Below are 17,433 nucleotides of genomic sequence, written 5' to 3'. Positions count from 1 at the left end.
TCCCCACATGGTCGACTTGAACCGGACGGCAGCGTCGCCTCCGGTCGGGACGAGCGAGCTCTTCCAGATCCTCCGCGACGGCGTGCCGCGCACCAGGGCCGAGCTCGCCGCCCTGACAGGACTCGCACGCTCCACCATCGGCGTGCGCCTCGACTCCCTGATCGACATCGGGCTGGTCGGCGCGGTGGACACCGCCGTCTCCACCGGCGGCCGTCCGCCCGCCCAGGTGGCGCTGAAGCCCCGCGCCCGCCTCGTGATCGCCGCCGACCTCGGCGCCTCGCACGGTCGCGTCGCCGTGACCGACCTGGTCGCGGCACCACTCGCCACCCGCGAGGCCCGGATCGACATCGCCGCCGGTCCGGTACCGACGCTGTCCTGGCTCGTCGAGACGATCGACGACCTGCTCGCCGAGGTCGGGCGCAGTCGGCAGGACGTCATCGCGATCGGCATCGGCGTCCCCGGACCGGTCGAGTTCTCCACCGGCCGCCCGGCCAACCCGCCGATCATGCCCGGTTGGGACGGCTTCGACGTGCCCTCGTGGCTCCGTCAGCACATCGCCGCCCACGTCCTGCTCGACAACGACGTCAACATCGCGGCCCTCGGCGAGCGGGAGCACGGCTGGCCGGACGTCGACCACCTGCTGTTCGTGAAGGTCGCCACCGGCATCGGGTCCGGCATCGTCTCCGAGGGCCGGCTGCAGCGCGGCGCCCAGGGCACCGCGGGTGACATCGGCCACGTGCGGGTCTCCCGCGCCGGCGACGTCCCCTGCCACTGCGGCAACACCGGCTGCCTGGAGGCCGTGGCCTCCGGTCCGGCGATCGCCCGCGCCCTCCGCGCGAAGGGGCACGACGTGCACACGGGTGCGGACGTGATCGACCTGGTGAACCGGTCCGACCTCGACGCGATCTACGCCGTGCGACAGGCCGGTCGGGACATCGGCGAGGTCCTGGCGACGTGCATCTCGCTCATCAACCCGTCCGTCATCGCACTCGGCGGATCGATCACACAGGCCGGTGAGCACCTGCTCGCCGGAGTCCGCGAGGTCGTCTACTCCCGCTCGATGCCCCTGGCCAGTGAGCACCTCGTCATCGTGCAGTCCCGCGCCGGGTCCCTCGCCGCGCTACAGGGCGCCGCGGCCCTCGCCATCGGCTACGCCCTCTCCCCCGCCGGGGTCGACGAACTGGTCGCCTTCGCCGAGGGCCGCGAACTGGTCTCCTGACGCACACCCGCGGTCGCGTGAGCGCGTCGGTTTCGGTCTTGCCGGTGGTCGGGGGGACAATCTTCGGGTGACGATCGTGCAGCCCACCCTGTGGGGCGACCTGGACCCCGGTCTGGAGGCGGATCCCGCCCCCGGTACGCCGGTCCCGGCTGCGCGTGATGCGTTCACCGCCCTGCGCGGCCACACCGAGCGCATCGTCGCGCACTCCTCGGACCGCGTCGCCTGGCTCCGCGCCCGCGCCATGGGCATCACCGCCACCGACGTCGCCCGGCTCGCCTCACTGCGCGCCGTCGAGGCCGTCGTCACCGAGAAGCGCTACGGCTCCCGGTTCTCCGGCAACGCGTTCACCGAGCACGGCAAGGACCGCGAACCGGTCATCGCCGCCTGGGTGGCCGCCACCCACGGCATCCAGCCCTCGGCGCACCTGTTCCACGCCGCCGCGAACCGCGCCCACCTCGCCACCCCGGACGGCGTCGGGGTCGACGAGTCGTCCCGCGTGGTGCTCGCCGAGATCAAGACCACCGGCAAGGCCTGGCGGAGCATCCCCCGGCACTACCTCCGGCAGATCTGGTGGCAGCAGTACGTGCTCGGTGCCGACCGCACCCTGTTCGTCTGGGAACGCCACGACGGGTTCGTGCCGGTCGCCGACGAACCCGAGTGCCGCTGGGTCGACCGCGACGACGACCAGATCCGCGGGCTGGTGCAGCTCGCCGACCTGGTGCTCGACAAGCTCCGCGGTTTCCGCTCCTAGACCTTCACCAGCCGCAGCCTGCTCATCCCGACGACGAGGATGCCGAGCAGCGTGATCGAGACCGCGATCCCGACCACGTAGATCGCGACGACGCCGTAGCCCTGCGCCGGATCGAGGAACGGGTACGGCACCCACCCGTCGGTCGCGCCGCGGACGAGCACCACGGTGGTCCAGACCGCCGGGTAGAGCAGGAACCACCACACGTGGCGGAGCAGCAGCCGTGCGCGGTCCGAGAACAGCAGCCAGTCGAGCACCGCGTACACCGGGATGATCTTGTGCACGATGTCGTTCGACCACGGCACCGAGGCCGACACGTTCGCGCCCGTGAGCAGCGTGTTGTAGACGATGCCCGTCGTCGCGATGTACACCGTCGCGGCGCCACGGAGCACCGAGACGGCGAGGTCCGCCCGCTTGCGACGAGCCGCGGCGACGAGCGTCACCGCGAGGGCCACGGCGATGATCAGGTTCGACTGGATGGTGAAGTAGCCGAAGAAGTTCCAGAACGAGTAGGTCGGGGTCTGCGAGCTCTCGAGCCACTGCGCCACGACCGCGACGACGATGGCGATGACGGCGATCAGTCGGAGCGAGTTCACGAGGGTGCGCACCCCACCACGTTATCGGGACACGCGCCCCACATGCGGAAAGGACCCGCACCGTTGCCGGTGCGGGTCCTTCCACGAGTCAGTGGACTCAGATGCTGTTGACGTCCAGCGGGATGCCGGGTCCGAAGGTCGTCGAGACGGCGCCCTTCATGACGTAACGGCCCTTCGAGGACGACGGCTTGAGGCGGTTGATCTCCTCGAGCGCGGTCGAGATGTTCTCGTCGAGCTGCTCCGGCGTGAACGAGGCCTTGCCGACGACGAAGTGCACGTTGGCGTGCTTGTCGACGCGGAATTCGATCTTGCCGCCCTTGATGTCGTTGACGGCCTGCGCCACGTTCGGGGTCACGGTGCCGGTCTTCGGGTTCGGCATGAGGCCACGCGGGCCGAGCACCTTACCGAGACGACCGACCTTGCCCATGAGCTCCGGGGTCGAGACGGCGGAGTCGAACGAGGTGTAGCCCTCGGCGACCTTCGCGATGAGCTCGTCGCCACCGACCTCGTCGGCACCGGCGGCGATGGCGGCCTCAGCAGCCGCACCCGTCGCGAACACGATGACGCGGGCGGTCTTGCCCGTGCCGTGCGGCAGGATGACCGTGCCGCGGACCATCTGGTCGGCCTTGCGGGGGTCCACGCCGAGCTTCAGCGCGACCTCGACCGTGGAGTCGGTCTTCGAGGAACCGGTCTCCTTGGCCAGGGCGACGGCCTCGGTCGGGGTGTAGAACTTGTCGGCCTCGATCTTCGCGGCCGCGGCCTGGTAGGCCTTGGACTTCTTCGCCATGGTGGTCTCCTTGCGAGATACGTGGTTGGCGAGCCGGCGAGGCTCTCCCACGGAAAGGTGTCTGGTGGTGGGCCGGAGCCCGATCGGTGCTTAGGCCTCGACCGTGATGCCCATCGAGCGTGCGGTGCCGGCGATGATCTTCGCGGCCTGCTCGATGTCGTTGGCGTTCAGGTCGGCCTGCTTGGTCTCGGCGATCTGACGGACCTGGTCCATCGAGATCTTCGCGACCTTGACCGTGTGCGGGGTCGAGGACCCCTTCTGCACACCAGCAGCCTTCTTGATGAGCTCAGCGGCCGGCGGGGTCTTCAGGACGAACGTGAACGAACGGTCCTCGTAGACGGTGATCTCGACCGGCACGACGTTGCCACGCTGCGACTCGGTCGCCGCGTTGTACGCCTTGCAGAACTCCATGATGTTGACGCCGTGCTGACCGAGCGCCGGACCGATCGGGGGGGCCGGGTTGGCGGCTCCCGCGTTGATCTGCAGCTTGATCAGGCCCGTGACCTTCTTCTTCGGTGCCATGACTTGTCTTCCTCCTGGAATCGAACACACGGGGATCCGTGCACTCTCCCGCTGGTCCGGCCGTTCCGGACAGCGGTGAAGGCCCGCTCGCACGAGGCGCGCGGGCCCAAACCCGTTCAGTGTAGTCGATCTCGGTGATCGCTACAGCTGGGTGGTCGTTAGAGCTTGGTGACCTGGTCGAAGCTGAGCTCGACCGGGGTCTCGCGCTCGAACAGCGAGACGAGGACGGTGAGCTTGCCGCTCTCCGGCTTGATCTCGGAGATCGAACCCGGCAGGCCCGCGAACGAGCCTTCCTTGATGGTGATCGTCTCGCCGATCTCGAAGTCGACCTCGGCTGCGGGCTGTGCCTGCAGGCCGCTGCCCTTCGCGCCGCCCTTGGTCGGGGCGGCCTCGGCGACCTGGACCAGGGACTTGAGCATGCCGAACGCCTCGTCGAAACGGAGCGGCGTCGGGTTGTGCGCGTTGCCGACGAAGCCGGTGACGCCCGGGGTGTGCCGGACGACGGACCACGAGTCCTCGTTGAGGTCCATGCGGACGAGCACGTACGAGGGGATCCGGACGCGGGTGACCAGCTTGCGCTGCCCGTTCTTGATCTCGACGACGTCCTCCATCGGGACCTCGACCTGGTAGATGTAGTCCTCCATCGACATCGAGACCATGCGGTTCTCGATGTTCGACTTCACGCGGCGCTCGAAGCCCGCGTAGGAGTGGATGACGTACCACTTGCCCGGCTTCATCCGCAGCTCGGCTTTGAAGGCCTCGTACGGGTCGACCTCGGCGGGCTCCTCGTCCTCGTCCTCGGCGTCGAGTGCCTCGTCCGCTGCGAGCGTCTCGTTCGCCTCGGCGGCGGTCTCGGACTCGAGTTCGACTTCTTCCTCGTCCTCGACTGCCTCGACGGCGGCCTCGGCCTCGTCGGTGGAGTCGATCTCGAGGGCGTCGTCCACGACGGCGTCAGCCTCGGGGTCGCGGGCTTCCTGCAGGGCCGTCAGTGCTTCGTCGAGGCCGGCGTCGACGGTGCCGTCGTCGGGCTCGGAGCTGAGGCCGAGGGACTCGTCGTCGTCGCCCTCGATCGAGATCGCACGCTCTTCAGCGGACTCGACGGAGCGTCCTTCGCCGGTCTCGACGTCGCCTTCCTGGTTCTCCTCGACCTCGGAGGACTGCTCGGCAGCCGTCGCGAGGTCGATGTCATCGCGGGAGTTGTCAGACACAGTCGATTCTTTCCGTTCGGTGGTTCGGGTCGGGGTGGCGTTCGTTCATGGTCACGAGCGACGCCGTCACGATCGACGCCGTCTCGGGCGACCGTACTCCTCGGAACGACCGCACACGGCAGTCGACGTCGGGGTCAGGCCGTGGGCCCGTTGCCGAAGACGTACCCGACGCCGAGACCGAACACGAAGTCGAGGATCGACACCAGGATCATCATGACGACGACGAACACGAGCACGACGCCCGTGTAGCTGAAGAGTTCCTTGCGGGTCGGCGTCACGACCTTGCGCAGTTCGCCGATCACCTGGCGGATGAAGAGCACGATGGCAGCGATGGGCCCGCGGCGCTCGGCCCGGTCCTGCTTCGCCTTGGCGACGACGTCGTCCGCCGTCGTCTCCATGTCTTTGCTCGCCAACTTCTACCCTTCCAGAGTTGCAGGGCGGACAGGACTCGAACCTGCAACCTGCGGTTTTGGAGACCGCTGCTCTACCAATTGAGCCACCGCCCTTCGGACACGGTTCGTCACCGATCCGCGTTCCGGTGGACGAGTCTACGGGAGTCCGTCACACGGTGTCCACTTGGCCCCTTCCACGGCGTGCCGCGCCGGTAGGCTGGGCCCGTGAGCACCGCAGCCCCAGGCCCCGAGTCCACCGCCCACGTGTCCGTCGACACCCTCGCCACCGCGCCGGCCGATCGTCCGCGCATCGCGTCCCGCATCGCGGCCATCGCCGAGTCCGCGACGCTCAAGGTCGACGCGAAGGCCAAGGCACTCAAGGCCACCGGCCGTCCGGTGATCTCGTTCGCCGCCGGCGAGCCCGACTTCGCGACCCCGCAGCACGTGGTCGACGCGGCCGTCGCTGCCGCGCAGGACCCGAAGAACCACCGCTACACGCCCGCGACCGGCCTGCCCGAACTCAAGCAGGCGATCGCCGACAAGACCGCCCGGGTGTCCGGCGTCACCGTCGAGCCGTCGCAGGTCATCGTCACGAACGGTGGCAAGCAGGCGGTCTACCAGGCGTTCCAGACCATCGTCGACGCCGGTGACGAGGTCCTGTTGCCCGCGCCGTACTGGACCACCTACCCCGAGGCCATCCGGTTGGCCGGCGGCGAGCCCGTCGAGGTCTTCGCCGGCAGCGACCAGGACTACCTGGTGACGGTCGAGCAGCTCGAGGCCGCCCGCACCCCGGCGACCAAGGCGCTGCTGTTCTGCTCGCCGTCGAACCCCACGGGCGCCGTCTACTCCGCCGCGCAGACCCGGGCCATCGGCGAGTGGGCGCTCGAGCACGGCATCTGGGTGATCAGCGACGAGATCTACCAGGACCTGGTCTACGACGGCGTCCGGTTCGCCGGCATCCTGGCCGAGGTCCCTGCCCTCGCCGACACCACGATCCTGGTGAACGGCGTCGCGAAGACCTACGCGATGACCGGCTGGCGCGTCGGGTGGTTCATCGGCCCGGCCGACGCCGTCAAGGCCGCGTCGAACCTGCAGTCGCACCTGTCGTCGAACGTCTCGAACGTGTCGCAGCGCGCCGCGATCGCCGCCCTCACCGGTCCGCAGGAGCCCGTCGCCGCCATGCGCGAGGCCTTCGACCGCCGGCGGAAGGCCATCGTCGACGGCCTCAACGCGATCCCGGGCTTCCGCACGCCGACCCCGCAGGGCGCCTTCTACGTCTACCCGGACGTCACCGCACTGCTCGGTCGCGAGTGGGCCGGCACCACCCCGACGACCACGCTCGAGCTGGCAGACCTGATCCTCGAGCACGCCGAGGTCGCGGTCGTGCCGGGTGAGGCCTTCGGCCCCTCCGGCTACCTGCGCCTGTCGTACGCGCTGGGCGACGACGACATCGCCGAGGGCGTCGCCCGACTGGCGAAGTTCTTCGCGTAGACGCTGCGCCCACCACACCCCGCGGAACGCAGAACGGGCCGCCTCGTCGAGGTGGCCCGTTCTGCGTGCCGGGAGGCCCGTGGTGCGTCGTGCTCGTCCGTCCCGTCGTGCGGACGATCAGCCGAGCAGGTCCCCCACCACGACGGGTTCCGGGACGAGCGAGACACCGAAGCGGTTCAGGACGGTCACCTGCACGAACCGTGCGAGCTCGGCCACCTGCGCCGCAGTGGCACCGCCGCGGTTCGTGAGCGCGAGGGTGTGCTTGGACGAGATCGCCGCGCGGGAGCCCGGCACCGCGTACCCGCGGTGCACGCCGGCGTGCTCGATGAGCCACGCCGCACTGAGCTTGACGTCGTCGCCCGCGGGCCACCGGGGCGCGTCCGCCGGCAGGGTCTCGGCGAACGCCGGCGAGACGATGGGGTTCGTGAAGAACGACCCGGCGCTCCAGGTGTCGTGGTCGTCCCCGTCGAGCACCATGCCCTTCGAGCCACGCAACCGCAGGACCTCGTCGCGGACGGTCGTGGGCGGCACGAGCGCACCGAGCTCGACCCCCAGGGAACCGGCGAGCTGCGCGTACTGCACGGGCACACCGCGCTCCCCCGCGAGCCCGAGTCGGAACTCGACCGTCAGCACGACACCGCGCCGACCGTGCTTGAGGGTCGACGTGCGGTAGCCGAGCGCCAGCTCGGCTGCCGGGAGCCACGCGCGCTCCCCCGTGGCTGCATCGAGGAACTCGACGCGGGTGAGCACGTCGGCGAGTTCGACCCCGTAGGCGCCGATGTTCTGCACCGGGGACGCACCGACGGTGCCCGGGATGCCGCTGAGGGCCTCCAGGCCGGTCCAGCCGTTCGCGACGGTCGTGGCGACGAACGGGTCCCACGGTTCCCCCGCGGCGACGCGGACGGTGACGCCGTCGGCGTCGCGGTCGGCGTCGACGCCCGTCGTCCGGACCAGCACGACGGTGCCGTCGAAGCCCTGGTCGGCGACCAGCAGGTTGCTGCCGCCGCCGAGGACGAGCCACTCGTGGTCGTCGAAGGCGTCGAGTGCGTGGGCGACGAGCTCGTCGGTCGTCTCGGCCGTGAGCAGCCGGGTGGCGGCCCCGCCGACGCGGAGCGTCGTCAGGTCGGCCAGCACCGGCTCGGACACGGTCAGCGGAACACCACCGTGACCTGCGCCTTGCCGAGCACGGTCTGCCCGGCGGCGGTCACGGTGAGGTCGATGCGCTTCGGCCGGCCGTCCTCGTCGACGGTGCCGACCTTCGCGACGATGCCGACGGTGGCACCCTGCTCCGGGTCGACGACGACGGGGCGCGTGAAGCGGACGCCGTAGCCCGCGACCCAGCCGCTGTCGCCGAGCCACTCGGCGACCGGCTGCACGGCGATGCCCATCGTGAGCATGCCGTGGGCGAGGACACCGGGCAGGCCGACCGAGGCGGCGACGTCGTCGCGGTAGTGGATCGGGTTGAAGTCGCCCGAGGCGCCGGCGTACCGGACGAGCGAGTCGCGCGTGATGTGCACGTCGCGCTCGGCGACGACGGTGCCGACCTCGAGCGCGGTGGCGGGTGCGGCGGTCATGCGTCGTCTCCTCGGACCACGAGGGTGGAGGTCGCCGTGACGACGTGCTCCCCCTCGGCGTCGTTCATGGTGCTCTGGGCGGTGACCATCGCGTTGCCGCCGAGGGTCTTCACGCTGGTGACCGTCAGGGTGGCGGTGAGCTCGTCACCGGCGACGATCGGCCGGTCGTAGGTGAAGGACTGCTCGCCGTGGACGACGCGGGAGAAGTCGATGCCGGCGTCGGGCTCGTTCAGGAGCTGCGCGAGCGTGGCCTCCTGCACGACGACGGCGAACGTCGGGGGTGCGACCACGTCGGCGTACCCGGCGGCACGTGCGGCGTCCGGATCGTGGTGGACGGGGTTGGTCGCGAAGACCGCATGCGAGAACTCGCGCACCTTCTCGCGGCCGACCAGGTAGGGCTGGGCCGGCGGGAACGTCCTGCCGACGAGCTCGGGGTTCACTGACACCACGGCAGTCTACCGAGGCCCGTCCGGGGGCCTGTGATCCATGAGAACGCATCAGCTAGACTGTCTGAGACCGATTCGGGGGAATCGGGGCGTGCCGTGCGGCACGGGTTCGTTCGGGACGGGGAGGGCCGATGGACACCACGACGGAGTTCGCCGTGCACACGGGAGACCGGTGCACCGCCATGGAGGTCGCGGCCGCTGCGCTGCGCCGCACGGGCCACCACGTCGAGTCGACGGGTGGCACGATGACCGCGACGGCGGGCAGCCGGACGCTCACGATCCTGCTCGGTGCGCTCGTGCAGCCAGCCCGGGAGTACCGCCGGTACGAGCTGTCGACCGTCGTGGACGGTGCCACCACCACGATCACCCTGCGCCGGGCCGGGCACGGCACGGCCGTGTCGGGCGGCAGCATCGGGGCGAACCGGCGACGGGCCGCCTGGCAGCAGGTCACCGCCGCGGTCGAGGACGCGTTCCGTGCGGCCGGGGTGCTCGCGACGCGGACGGACACCGGCTCCCACCGCACGCAGTAGGCCGCCGGACGGCCTACGGCGGGTGGCCGCGCGGCGCACCGCCACGGGAGCGGTCACCGGGGACCCGGCCAGCCATCTAGGTTGGGCCCGGGGCCCCGGAAAGGAACCGCCATGAGCATGGAGAGCGCAGCCTGGAGCTCGCTGTACAAGATCTCGTCCGCGCAGGGCGGCAAGCACGGGTTCTCCCGTGCGTCCGTCCGGCGGATCCTGACGTTCGCGGTGCCGTACCGGGCGAAGCTGCTGGTCTTCATCGGCCTGTCCGTCGTCGGCGCCTTCCTCGCGGTCGCGACGCCGGTCCTCGCCGGTCAGGTGGTCGACGTCATCGTCGCCCGCGGTGAGGTCGCGACGATCGTCCGGTTGGCCGTGGTCATCGCCCTGGTGGCCGTGGCCGACGCCGCCGTGTCGCTGACGACGCGGTGGTACTCGGCGCGGATCGGCGAGGGCGTGATCCTGGACCTCCGGACGGCCGTCTTCGACCACGTGCAGAAGATGCCCATCGCGTTCTTCACCCGCACCCGGACCGGTGCGCTCGTGAGCCGCCTCAACAACGACGTGATCGGCGCCCAGCAGGCCTTCAGCGGCACGCTGTCCGGCGTGGTCACGAACCTCGTGGCGCTGGTCCTCACCCTGATCGTCATGCTCAGCACCTCGTGGCTCGTGACGGTGCTCGCCGTCGTCATGCTCCCGGTGTTCCTGGTCCCCGCGCGCCGGATGGGCAGCCGCCTCGCCGCACTGCGTCGCGAGGCCGCCGACCACAACTCCGCGATGAGCACCCAGATGACCGAGCGCTTCTCGGCACCCGGCGCCACCCTCGTCAAGCTGTTCGGCCGACCCGACGAAGAGGCCGAGGAGTTCCGCGTGCGCGCCGCCCGGGTCCGTGACATCGGTGTCCGGACCGCGATGCTCCAGTTCGTCTTCTTCACCGCGCTCATGCTCGTCTCCGCGCTCGCCCTCGCGCTGGTCTACGGGCTCGGCGGCTTCCTCGCGCTCGCCGGCCGGCTGGACACCGGCGAGGTCGTCACCCTGGCGCTCCTGCTCACCCGGCTCTACGCCCCGCTGACGAGCCTGGCGAACGCCCGGGTCGAGATCATGAGCGCCGTGGTCAGCTTCGAGCGCGTCTTCGAGGTGCTCGACCTCGAACCACTCATCCAGGAGCAGCCGGACGCGGTCACCATCGCCGACGGCCCCGTCTCCGTCGAGTTCGACGACGTCCGGTTCGCCTACCCGTCCGCCGACAAGGTGTCCCTCGCCTCGCTCGAGGAGGTCGCGACGCTCGACACCCGCGGCGGCGAGGAGGTGCTGCACGGGCTGTCCTTCCGGATCGAACCGGGGCAGACCGTCGCCCTGGTCGGCTCGTCCGGAGCCGGCAAGTCCACGGTCGCGCAGCTGCTCTCGCGCCTGTACGACGTCGACAGCGGCGCCGTGCGTCTGGCCGGGACGGACGTCCGCGACGTCACGTTCGCCTCGATGCGGCACACCCTCGGCATGGTGACGCAGGACGGCCACCTGTTCCACGAGACCATCCGCTCCAACCTGCGGTTCGCCCGGCCCGAGGCGTCCGACGACGAGGTGTGGGACGCGGTCCGCCGCGCACGGCTCGAGCCGCTGATCCGGTCCCTCCCCGACCAGCTGGACACCATGGTGGGTGAACGCGGCTACCGGCTCTCCGGGGGCGAGCGCCAGCGGATGACGATCGCCCGGCTCCTGCTCGCCCAGCCGCGCGTCGTCATCCTCGACGAGGCGACGGCGGCGCTCGACTCGACGTCCGAGGCAGCGGTGCAGGCAGCACTCGGCGAGGCGCTCGAGGGACGGACGGCGATGGTGATCGCGCACCGGCTCTCCACGATCCGCAGCGCGGACGTGATCCTGGTCGTCGAGGACGGCTCGATCGTGGAGCGGGGCACGCACGACGAACTGCTGGCCGCGGGTGGCCGGTACGAGGAGCTGCACCGCACCCAGTTCGCCGCGCAGGAGAACGTCGCGGCCGACGTGCCGGCGGCGGACTGAACGCGCGGTGGGTGGGCCCCAGTAATCGAAGTGGGGCCGGCAACAGAGAAGGCCCCCTGACCCAGGGCATCCTGGACGAGAGGGCCTTGCGTGTAGCGAGGGCGGGACTTGAACCCGCGACCCCACGATTATGAGTCGTGTGCTCTAACCAACTGAGCTACCCCGCCAGAGATCCGGAGCGGCACGCGCACCGGGTCGGAGCCCCGAGTCAGGATTGAACTGACGACCCCCTCCTTACCATGGAGGTGCTCTACCACTGAGCTATCGGGGCGATGTACCGCGAGCGGCACCACACGAGGATAGCAGACCTCCGACGCTGCTCCGGAACCGGGCGAGACGCCCGGGCGTGCCGCGTCGTGGGCCGCTAGTTCGCGTTGGTCTTGAGCCACGCCAGCGGGTCCACCGGGACCCCGTCGACGTGCACCTCGAGGTGCAGGTGCGGGCCCGTGGAGTTGCCCGTGCTGCCGACGAGGCCGAGGATGTCGCCGACCTCGACGTGCTGGCCGGTGACCACCTTGAAGGAGTTGTCCTCCATGTGGCCGTAGACGCTGACGAACTGCTTGCCGTCGACGTCGTGCTCGACCCAGACGTCGTTGCCGAAGCCGCCGTCGTTCGCCTGCACCTTGATGACGGTCCCGGCCGCGATGACGCCGATCGGGGTGCCCTCGCCCGGGGCGAAGTCGACGCCCATGTGGTTCGTCGAGCAGAACGAGCACCCGGCGACCTGGCGTCCGCCGAAGCCCGAGGTGATCGGGACACCGGTCAGGAACGGCCACTGGATCGTGCCGGTCGGGTCGTTCGTGAAGCTGGAGGAGTCGACGTTCGCGTACTGCGTGGCGTCCGAGACCGTGAACTGGTCACGGGCGGTCGACCCGTCAGCAGCGGCACCGACCTGCATCGACTGGGTGGCACCCGAGCTGGCACGGGCCGCGGTCGAGCCGGACTCGGGCACCCAGAGCGCCTGGGCCGGCAGCGAGGTCGACACGACCAGGCCGGCCGCGAAGAGCAGGGCGCCGACCGCGGTCACACGAGAGGCCGACCGGCGGAACGACGCACCACGCTTCGGGGCCGGTGCGCTGGCTGGGGTGCTCGACCGGATGTGGCGGGTCGCGCGGTCGACCGGGGCCTTCGGCGCCGGACGGCTGGTGCGACGACGCGACGCGGGGATCTGCCCGGCGACCCGACGCGGCTGCGACACCGAAGGAGCGGGAGCAGCAGGCTGCGCGGGCACGACGGGCGAAGTGGGGGCCGGCGGCGTCACGATGCGGGAGGCCGGACGCACGGGTGACGCCGGTGCGAGGTCGATCGGCGACACGGGGGCCGCGGGGGTTCCCGGCGTGACCGCACCGATCACGTCGTCGAAGCTCGGACCCGCCGAGCCCTGCGCCTCCTGCACCACGACCGTGCCCTTCGCCGCTGCTCGTTCCGCCTCGATCCGAGCGCGTCGGGTCTGATGGACGACCGGGGTGGCGGCGTCGACGGAACCGTCGGTGGGAGCGGACGACAGAGGAGTACGGGGCATGCGTGCGGTGGCGATCCTGATCGGAGAAGGGCTCACTCGTTGGTAACGAGCAGGTAACGGGACCTGAGCACGCTAGCAGGAGACGTCGCAGGTCGCCAGTCGTGGTGATGTCCTCACGGCACCCCCAGACCTGGGGTTCGGCGCGTCCTCAGGCCCGCACGGCTCCGAGTGCACCGGCCTCGAGCCCACGCACCAGGGCCTCGAGCTCGTCGGCGACGGCGGGGCTCGCGAACAGGAAGGAGCGGGTCCCCCCGGCCTCCCAGATGCGGATCGCCGCGCCGGCCTCCTGGGCGACGAGGGCGCCACCGGCCATGTCCCACGGGTTGATCCCGCGCTCGTAGTACGCGTCCACCACGCCCGCCCCGACGGCGCAGCAGTCGAGCGACGCCGCTCCCCCGCGGCGGATGTCCCGCACCTCGCCGATGAGTCCGGCGAGCACCGCGACCTGCTCGCGGCGACGGTCGGCCGTGTACCCGAACCCGGTGGCGACGAGCGTCTCGGCGAGCGAACCGGGCGCGGCGACGGACAACGGTTCCCCGTCACGGGTCGCACCCTGGCCGACCGCCGCCCGGAAGACGGTGCCCGTCGCCGGCGCCACGACGACGCCCGCGATCGGCTCCCAGGTCATCGGGTCGGGTGCTCCGCGCACGACGCCGATGCTCACGCCGTAGTCGGCGCTGCCGTACAGGTAGTTGACCGTGCCGTCGATCGGGTCCACCACCCACGTGATGCCCGAGGCGCCGGAGGCCGACCCGGACTCCTCGCCGTGGAAGGCGTCGTCCGGTCGGGCCTCGGCGATGCGGGCGCGGATGCGTGCCTCGACCTCACGGTCGGCGGCCGTGACCACGTCGACGATGCTCGACTTCCGGTCCGCGACCTCGACCCCCTCGGCGCGGCGCCGTGCGGCCAGCGCCGCTGCGTCACGGGCGATCGACTCGGCGAGGTCGGCGAACTGGGACGGGGTGAGGTCGGATGCCATGCACCCATCCTCCCGGAAACACCATCGGCCCCGTCCGCAGTGGACGGGGCCGATCAGATGGTGGCAAGTGAGGGATTCGAACCCCCGAAGGCTACGCCGGCTGATTTACAGTCAGATCCCTTTGGCCGCTTGGGTAACTTGCCATGCGCACCCAGCCGGTGTGATCACCAACCGAAGGCGCGCACAAAAGCATAGCGGATGGCTGACGGTGGTCGTGACCACCGGGAGCCGATCCGCGCGACCGGAACCGGGCCTCCCGTCCGCCGTTAGGCTGTTCCGTATGGCAGACAGTTCCTTCGACGTGGTCAGCAAGGTCGACAAGATGGAGGCGGAGAACGCCCTCAACCAGGCGGCCAAGGAGATCGAGCAGCGCTACGACTTCAAGGGCGCCGACGCCTCGGTCGCGTTCAGCGGCGAGGACGTCCTCATCAAGGCGAACTCGGAAGAGCGCGCCAAGGCCGTCCTCGACGTGCTGCAGAGCAAGGCGATCAAGCGGAACATCAGCCTGAAGAGCCTCGACGCCGGCGACCCGTACCCCTCGGGCAAGGAGTACCGCATCGAGGTGAAGTTCAAGAACGGCATCGAGCAGGACGTGGCGAAGAAGATCGGCGCGTTCCTGCGGGCCAACGCCCCGAAGACGGTGAAGAGCCAGATCCAGGGCGACGAACTCCGCGTCTCGTCGAAGAGCCGTGACGACCTGCAGAACACGATCCAGCTCCTCAAGGGTGAAGAGTTCGACGTCCCGTTGCAGTTCATCAACTTCCGCTGACCAGCGGCCCCTGCGAACGACACCCGACACCGGCACCCCGTGGAGCACTGGCTCAGCGTCGTCATCACCGTCCTGCTCGTCCTGCTGGACCTGGCGATCCGCGTCTTCTCGATCATCTACGTCCCGATCAACCGGAAGCCGCAGACCGCGACGGCGTGGCTGCTCGCGATCTTCCTCATCCCCTACATCGGCTTCATCGTCTTCCTGGTCATCGGGTCGACGAAGCTCCCCCGCGCCCGTCGCGAGAAGCAGACCGAGATCAACGCGTACATCCTCGAGCAGACCGAGGGCATCGAGCGGGTCCGCCGTGACCACCCTTGGCCCGCGTGGCTCGAGAGCGTCACGCGGCTGAACCGCGAACTCGGTGCGATGCCGTTGGTCGGTGGCAACTCCGCGGAGCTCTACCCCGACTCCGAGGAGTCCATCGCCGAGATGACCCGGGCGATCGACCAGTCCCGCCGGTTCGTGCACGTCGAGTTCTACATCGCGACGCTCGACGACACCACGCGCCCGTTCTTCGAGGCGCTCGCGCGGGCGCAGGCACGTGGCGTCACCGTGCGGTTCCTGCTCGACCACTGGGCGAGCCGCGGCTACCCGGGCTACAAGGACACCCTGGCGTTCATGGACCAGGCGGGCATCGAGTGGCACCTGATGCTGCCCCTCCTGCCGTTGCAGGGCAAGTTCCAGCGCCCCGACCTCCGCAACCACCGGAAGATCATGGTGATCGACGGCTCGGTCGCGTTCACCGGCTCGCAGAACCTGATCGACGCGTCGTACGACATCAAGTCCCACATCGAGAAGGGCATGGTCTACAAGGACCTGTTCGCCCGGTTCGAGGGACCGGTCGTCGCCGGGCTCAACGCCCTGTTCGTCACCGACTGGTACAGCGAGACCGACGAGCTGCTGCTGCGTGAGAGCGACCCCGTCCAGCGGGCCGACCGCGGCGACGCGCTCGACTGCCAGGTGGTGCCGTCCGGCCCGGGCTTCGACGGCGAGAACAACCTGCGCCTGTTCAACGCGCTGCTCTACTCGGCGCAGCAGAAGGTGTCGATCACGTCGCCGTACTTCGTGCCGGACGACTCGATGCTCTACGCCATCACCACGACCGCCCAACGCGGGGTCGACGTCGAGCTGTTCGTCGGCGAGATGGGCGACCACGCCATGACCTGGCACGCGCAGCGCTCCTACTACGAGGAACTCCTGCGAGCCGGCGTGCGGATCTGGCTGTACCGCGCGCCGACGATCCTGCACGCCAAGCACTTCACGATCGACGACGAGGTGTCGGTGATCGGGTCGAGCAACATGGACATGCGCTCGTTCAGCCTGAACCTCGAGGTCTCCGTGATGGTGCGCGGTCACCGCTTCGTCGACGCCCTGCGCGAGGTGCAGGACTCCTACAAGGAGCACAGCTTCGAGCTCACGCTCGACGCGTGGGTCGACCGTCCGCGACGTTCCAAGGTGCTCGACAACGTCGCGCGGCTCACGGCGGCGCTGCAGTAGCCGTCGCTGTCGCACCGTCGCACCGTCGCGCCGTCGCGCCGTCGCACCGTCGCACCGTCGCGCACGGTGCGTCGTCCTCCATCCGGTGCGACCTTGGCCGCACCGTGCGTCGCGACAGCGGGGCACCCGGCGAGCAAGCCCGCGGCGAACCGACAACCCTGCACCGTGCGGTGAGCGTTCCGCGGCTCACGGCGGCGCTGCAGTAGCCGCCTGGAGGCCCGGTGCGGGTCCGCCAGGTGCGCTCAGCGCATCGGGACGAGGGACGCCAGGGCCCCGACCACCCGCTCGAGCGGGCCGCGACCGAGGAACCGCCGCCACAGCATCGCGAACACCACCGAGCCGAGGGCGAACCAGCCCCAGGCCTCGGCCGATTCGGGGTAGGTCGGCAGCATCGCGATGACCACGAGGTGCCCCGAGTACACCGTCAGCGGCATCGACCCCACGGCCGCCAGAGGGAACGCGATCCGCTCGGCGACGCGCCCGCGGTCGTCGAACACGAGCAGGCAGAGGGCGATCACCGCGACCGCCACCCCGGCCGTCCCCACCACGTCGACGACCGACGACGAGTGGTCGCGCGGGGACAGGAACAGCTGCGCGAAGGCCTGGCCGGGGGTCGAGGCCTCGCCCGCGTACGGGACCCCGGGGAACGCCAGGGCCGCATCGTCGGGCAGCGGGGCGAGGACCGACCCGGCGACGTACGCGGTGGCGGCGACCAGTGTGCCGGACGCCAGGACCAGGATCTGCCGGCCACGGTCCTCCAGGCCGGCCCGGGCGACCGCGAGCCCCACCAGGACGTACGCCAGGAAGGTGACCACGGGGTAGACCAGGCCGAGCTGGACGCCGATCATGCCGGCGTCCGCGTAGGCCGGCGCGATCGTCAGCGCGGCGAGCGGCGACAGCACCGCGCAGAGCGCGGCGATGCCGAGCAGCGCCGCCGGGCGGACGCGGAGCACCGGGACCACGAGCAGGAACAGCACCCCGTAGGTCGGCAGGATCACGTACACGGGGGTGTCGAGCGCCATCAGGGCGAACCCGATGACGACGACCACGACGGCTCGCGATCCGCGCCGTCGTGGTCGTCGTCAGCGGGTTCGCCCTGATGGCGCTCGACACCCCCGCGTACGTGAGCCTGCCGACCTACGG

Annotated in this window: 18 protein-coding genes and 4 tRNA genes; 7 read left to right on the top strand and 15 right to left on the bottom strand. The window is 70.3% G+C overall.

Annotated elements, in window-relative coordinates; all coding sequences use genetic code 11:
* The first annotated feature begins 7 nt into the window (after nt 1–7).
* A complete protein-coding gene (locus DEJ09_RS07630; RefSeq protein ID WP_110863395.1) occupies nt 8–1,219 on the top strand; it encodes an ROK family transcriptional regulator in 1,212 nt (403 codons plus the stop codon).
* 67 nt (nt 1,220–1,286) lie between these two features.
* Nucleotides 1,287–1,970 carry a YqaJ viral recombinase family protein gene (locus DEJ09_RS07625; RefSeq protein ID WP_111088107.1) on the top strand — a complete coding sequence of 228 codons (684 nt, stop codon included), beginning with the start codon at nt 1,287–1,289 and terminating at the stop codon, nt 1,968–1,970.
* Here the strand turns inward: DEJ09_RS07625 and DEJ09_RS07620 are convergent.
* The 6 genes from DEJ09_RS07620 to DEJ09_RS07595 all read right to left on the bottom strand — a co-directional run bounded on the left by DEJ09_RS07620 (nt 1,967) and on the right by DEJ09_RS07595 (nt 5,586).
* Nucleotides 1,967–2,575, bottom strand: coding sequence for a Pr6Pr family membrane protein (locus DEJ09_RS07620; RefSeq protein WP_071406320.1), 609 nt, complete (start codon nt 2,573–2,575; stop codon nt 1,967–1,969). The two genes, DEJ09_RS07625 and DEJ09_RS07620, sit on opposite strands and share 4 nt — an antisense overlap.
* Before the next feature lie 85 nt (nt 2,576–2,660).
* Nucleotides 2,661–3,350: a 50S ribosomal protein L1 gene (rplA, locus tag DEJ09_RS07615; protein WP_017888639.1), complete on the bottom strand. Its 690-nt coding sequence runs from the start codon at nt 3,348–3,350 to the stop codon at nt 2,661–2,663.
* A 90-nt stretch (nt 3,351–3,440) separates the two neighbouring features.
* Nucleotides 3,441–3,872: a 50S ribosomal protein L11 gene (gene rplK, locus DEJ09_RS07610; protein WP_017888638.1), complete on the bottom strand. Its 432-nt coding sequence runs from the start codon at nt 3,870–3,872 to the stop codon at nt 3,441–3,443.
* A 158-nt stretch (nt 3,873–4,030) separates the two neighbouring features.
* Nucleotides 4,031–5,080, bottom strand: coding sequence for a transcription termination/antitermination protein NusG (gene nusG, locus DEJ09_RS07605; RefSeq protein ID WP_111088106.1), 1,050 nt, complete (start codon nt 5,078–5,080; stop codon nt 4,031–4,033).
* 134 nt (nt 5,081–5,214) lie between these two features.
* Nucleotides 5,215–5,478 (bottom strand): preprotein translocase subunit SecE, encoded by a 264-nt coding sequence (gene secE, locus DEJ09_RS07600; RefSeq protein WP_371830607.1) that lies wholly within the window; start codon nt 5,476–5,478, stop codon nt 5,215–5,217.
* Nucleotides 5,479–5,513: 35 nt separating this feature from the next.
* Nucleotides 5,514–5,586, bottom strand: a tRNA-Trp gene (locus DEJ09_RS07595).
* 150 nt (nt 5,587–5,736) lie between these two features.
* Here DEJ09_RS07595 and DEJ09_RS07590 point away from each other — a divergent pair.
* A complete protein-coding gene (locus tag DEJ09_RS07590; protein ID WP_111088105.1) occupies nt 5,737–6,963 on the top strand; it encodes a pyridoxal phosphate-dependent aminotransferase in 1,227 nt (408 codons plus the stop codon).
* 117 nt (nt 6,964–7,080) lie between these two features.
* On the opposite strand, the gene DEJ09_RS07585 is transcribed toward DEJ09_RS07590, so the two are convergent.
* Genes DEJ09_RS07585 through DEJ09_RS07575 form a run of 3 tightly spaced genes read right to left on the bottom strand, consistent with a single transcriptional unit; the run spans nt 7,081 to nt 8,983 of the window.
* A complete protein-coding gene (locus tag DEJ09_RS07585; protein WP_111088104.1) occupies nt 7,081–8,109 on the bottom strand; it encodes a UDP-N-acetylmuramate dehydrogenase in 1,029 nt (342 codons plus the stop codon).
* A gap of 2 nt (nt 8,110–8,111) precedes the next feature.
* Entirely contained in the window at nt 8,112–8,537 is a 426-nt protein-coding gene (locus DEJ09_RS07580; protein ID WP_027466539.1) for a MaoC/PaaZ C-terminal domain-containing protein, read from the bottom strand.
* Entirely contained in the window at nt 8,534–8,983 is a 450-nt protein-coding gene (locus tag DEJ09_RS07575) for a MaoC family dehydratase N-terminal domain-containing protein (RefSeq protein WP_111088177.1), read from the bottom strand. Before DEJ09_RS07575 ends, DEJ09_RS07580 begins: the two co-directional genes overlap by 4 nt.
* Nucleotides 8,984–9,114: 131 nt before the next feature.
* Here DEJ09_RS07575 and DEJ09_RS07570 point away from each other — a divergent pair, with 131 nt between their 5' ends.
* On the top strand, nt 9,115–9,513 hold the full coding sequence (locus DEJ09_RS07570) for a hypothetical protein (protein ID WP_071406316.1): 399 nt from the start codon (nt 9,115–9,117) through the stop codon (nt 9,511–9,513).
* Nucleotides 9,514–9,624: 111 nt separating this feature from the next.
* On the top strand, nt 9,625–11,520 hold the full coding sequence (locus DEJ09_RS07565) for an ABC transporter ATP-binding protein (RefSeq protein WP_111088103.1): 1,896 nt from the start codon (nt 9,625–9,627) through the stop codon (nt 11,518–11,520).
* Between the two features lie 93 nt (nt 11,521–11,613).
* Here DEJ09_RS07565 and DEJ09_RS07560 read toward each other — a convergent pair.
* The 5 genes from DEJ09_RS07560 to DEJ09_RS07540 form a co-directional block, all read right to left on the bottom strand.
* Nucleotides 11,614–11,687: transfer RNA gene (locus DEJ09_RS07560), tRNA-Met, on the bottom strand.
* Nucleotides 11,688–11,719: 32 nt separating this feature from the next.
* A tRNA-Thr gene (locus DEJ09_RS07555) sits at nt 11,720–11,791 on the bottom strand.
* 93 nt (nt 11,792–11,884) lie between these two features.
* Nucleotides 11,885–13,042: a M23 family metallopeptidase gene (locus DEJ09_RS07550; protein WP_111088102.1), complete on the bottom strand. Its 1,158-nt coding sequence runs from the start codon at nt 13,040–13,042 to the stop codon at nt 11,885–11,887.
* Nucleotides 13,043–13,190: 148 nt separating this feature from the next.
* The gene (locus DEJ09_RS07545) at nt 13,191–14,021 is read right to left on the bottom strand and encodes an inositol monophosphatase family protein (RefSeq protein ID WP_111088101.1); all 831 of its coding nucleotides are present in this window, start codon (nt 14,019–14,021) and stop codon (nt 13,191–13,193) included.
* A gap of 58 nt (nt 14,022–14,079) precedes the next feature.
* Nucleotides 14,080–14,164: transfer RNA gene (locus tag DEJ09_RS07540), tRNA-Tyr, on the bottom strand.
* A 137-nt stretch (nt 14,165–14,301) separates the two neighbouring features.
* Here DEJ09_RS07540 and DEJ09_RS07535 point away from each other — a divergent pair.
* Nucleotides 14,302–14,790: a YajQ family cyclic di-GMP-binding protein gene (locus tag DEJ09_RS07535; RefSeq protein WP_017888627.1), complete on the top strand. Its 489-nt coding sequence runs from the start codon at nt 14,302–14,304 to the stop codon at nt 14,788–14,790.
* A gap of 39 nt (nt 14,791–14,829) precedes the next feature.
* Nucleotides 14,830–16,290, top strand: coding sequence for a cardiolipin synthase (gene cls / locus DEJ09_RS07530; RefSeq protein WP_071406312.1), 1,461 nt, complete (start codon nt 14,830–14,832; stop codon nt 16,288–16,290).
* 242 nt (nt 16,291–16,532) lie between these two features.
* On the opposite strand, the gene DEJ09_RS07525 is transcribed toward cls, so the two are convergent.
* Nucleotides 16,533–17,339, bottom strand: coding sequence for a DUF418 domain-containing protein (locus DEJ09_RS07525; RefSeq protein WP_111088100.1), 807 nt, complete (start codon nt 17,337–17,339; stop codon nt 16,533–16,535).
* Nucleotides 17,340–17,433: the final 94 nt, after the last annotated feature.

It is taken from the genome of Curtobacterium sp. MCLR17_055, from assembly GCF_003234305.1.
Classification (GTDB): domain Bacteria; phylum Actinomycetota; class Actinomycetes; order Actinomycetales; family Microbacteriaceae; genus Curtobacterium; species Curtobacterium flaccumfaciens.
This window is presented reverse-complemented; position numbering and strand designations above follow the sequence as displayed.

What these genes read in the sequence shown, in the direction of transcription:
- DEJ09_RS07565 (WP_111088103.1), top strand. Translation starts at nt 9,625, where the DNA reads ATGAGCATGGAGAGCGCAGCCTGGAGCTCGCTGTACAAGATCTCGTCC.
- rplK (WP_017888638.1), bottom strand. Translation starts at nt 3,872, where the DNA reads ATGGCACCGAAGAAGAAGGTCACGGGCCTGATCAAGCTGCAGATCAAC.
- DEJ09_RS07630 (WP_110863395.1), top strand. Translation starts at nt 8, where the DNA reads ATGGTCGACTTGAACCGGACGGCAGCGTCGCCTCCGGTCGGGACGAGC.
- secE (WP_371830607.1), bottom strand. Translation starts at nt 5,478, where the DNA reads ATGGAGACGACGGCGGACGACGTCGTCGCCAAGGCGAAGCAGGACCGG.
- DEJ09_RS07545 (WP_111088101.1), bottom strand. Translation starts at nt 14,021, where the DNA reads ATGGCATCCGACCTCACCCCGTCCCAGTTCGCCGACCTCGCCGAGTCG.
- DEJ09_RS07550 (WP_111088102.1), bottom strand. Translation starts at nt 13,042, where the DNA reads ATGCCCCGTACTCCTCTGTCGTCCGCTCCCACCGACGGTTCCGTCGAC.
- rplA (WP_017888639.1), bottom strand. Translation starts at nt 3,350, where the DNA reads ATGGCGAAGAAGTCCAAGGCCTACCAGGCCGCGGCCGCGAAGATCGAG.
- DEJ09_RS07535 (WP_017888627.1), top strand. Translation starts at nt 14,302, where the DNA reads ATGGCAGACAGTTCCTTCGACGTGGTCAGCAAGGTCGACAAGATGGAG.
- DEJ09_RS07580 (WP_027466539.1), bottom strand. Translation starts at nt 8,537, where the DNA reads ATGACCGCCGCACCCGCCACCGCGCTCGAGGTCGGCACCGTCGTCGCC.
- DEJ09_RS07570 (WP_071406316.1), top strand. Translation starts at nt 9,115, where the DNA reads ATGGACACCACGACGGAGTTCGCCGTGCACACGGGAGACCGGTGCACC.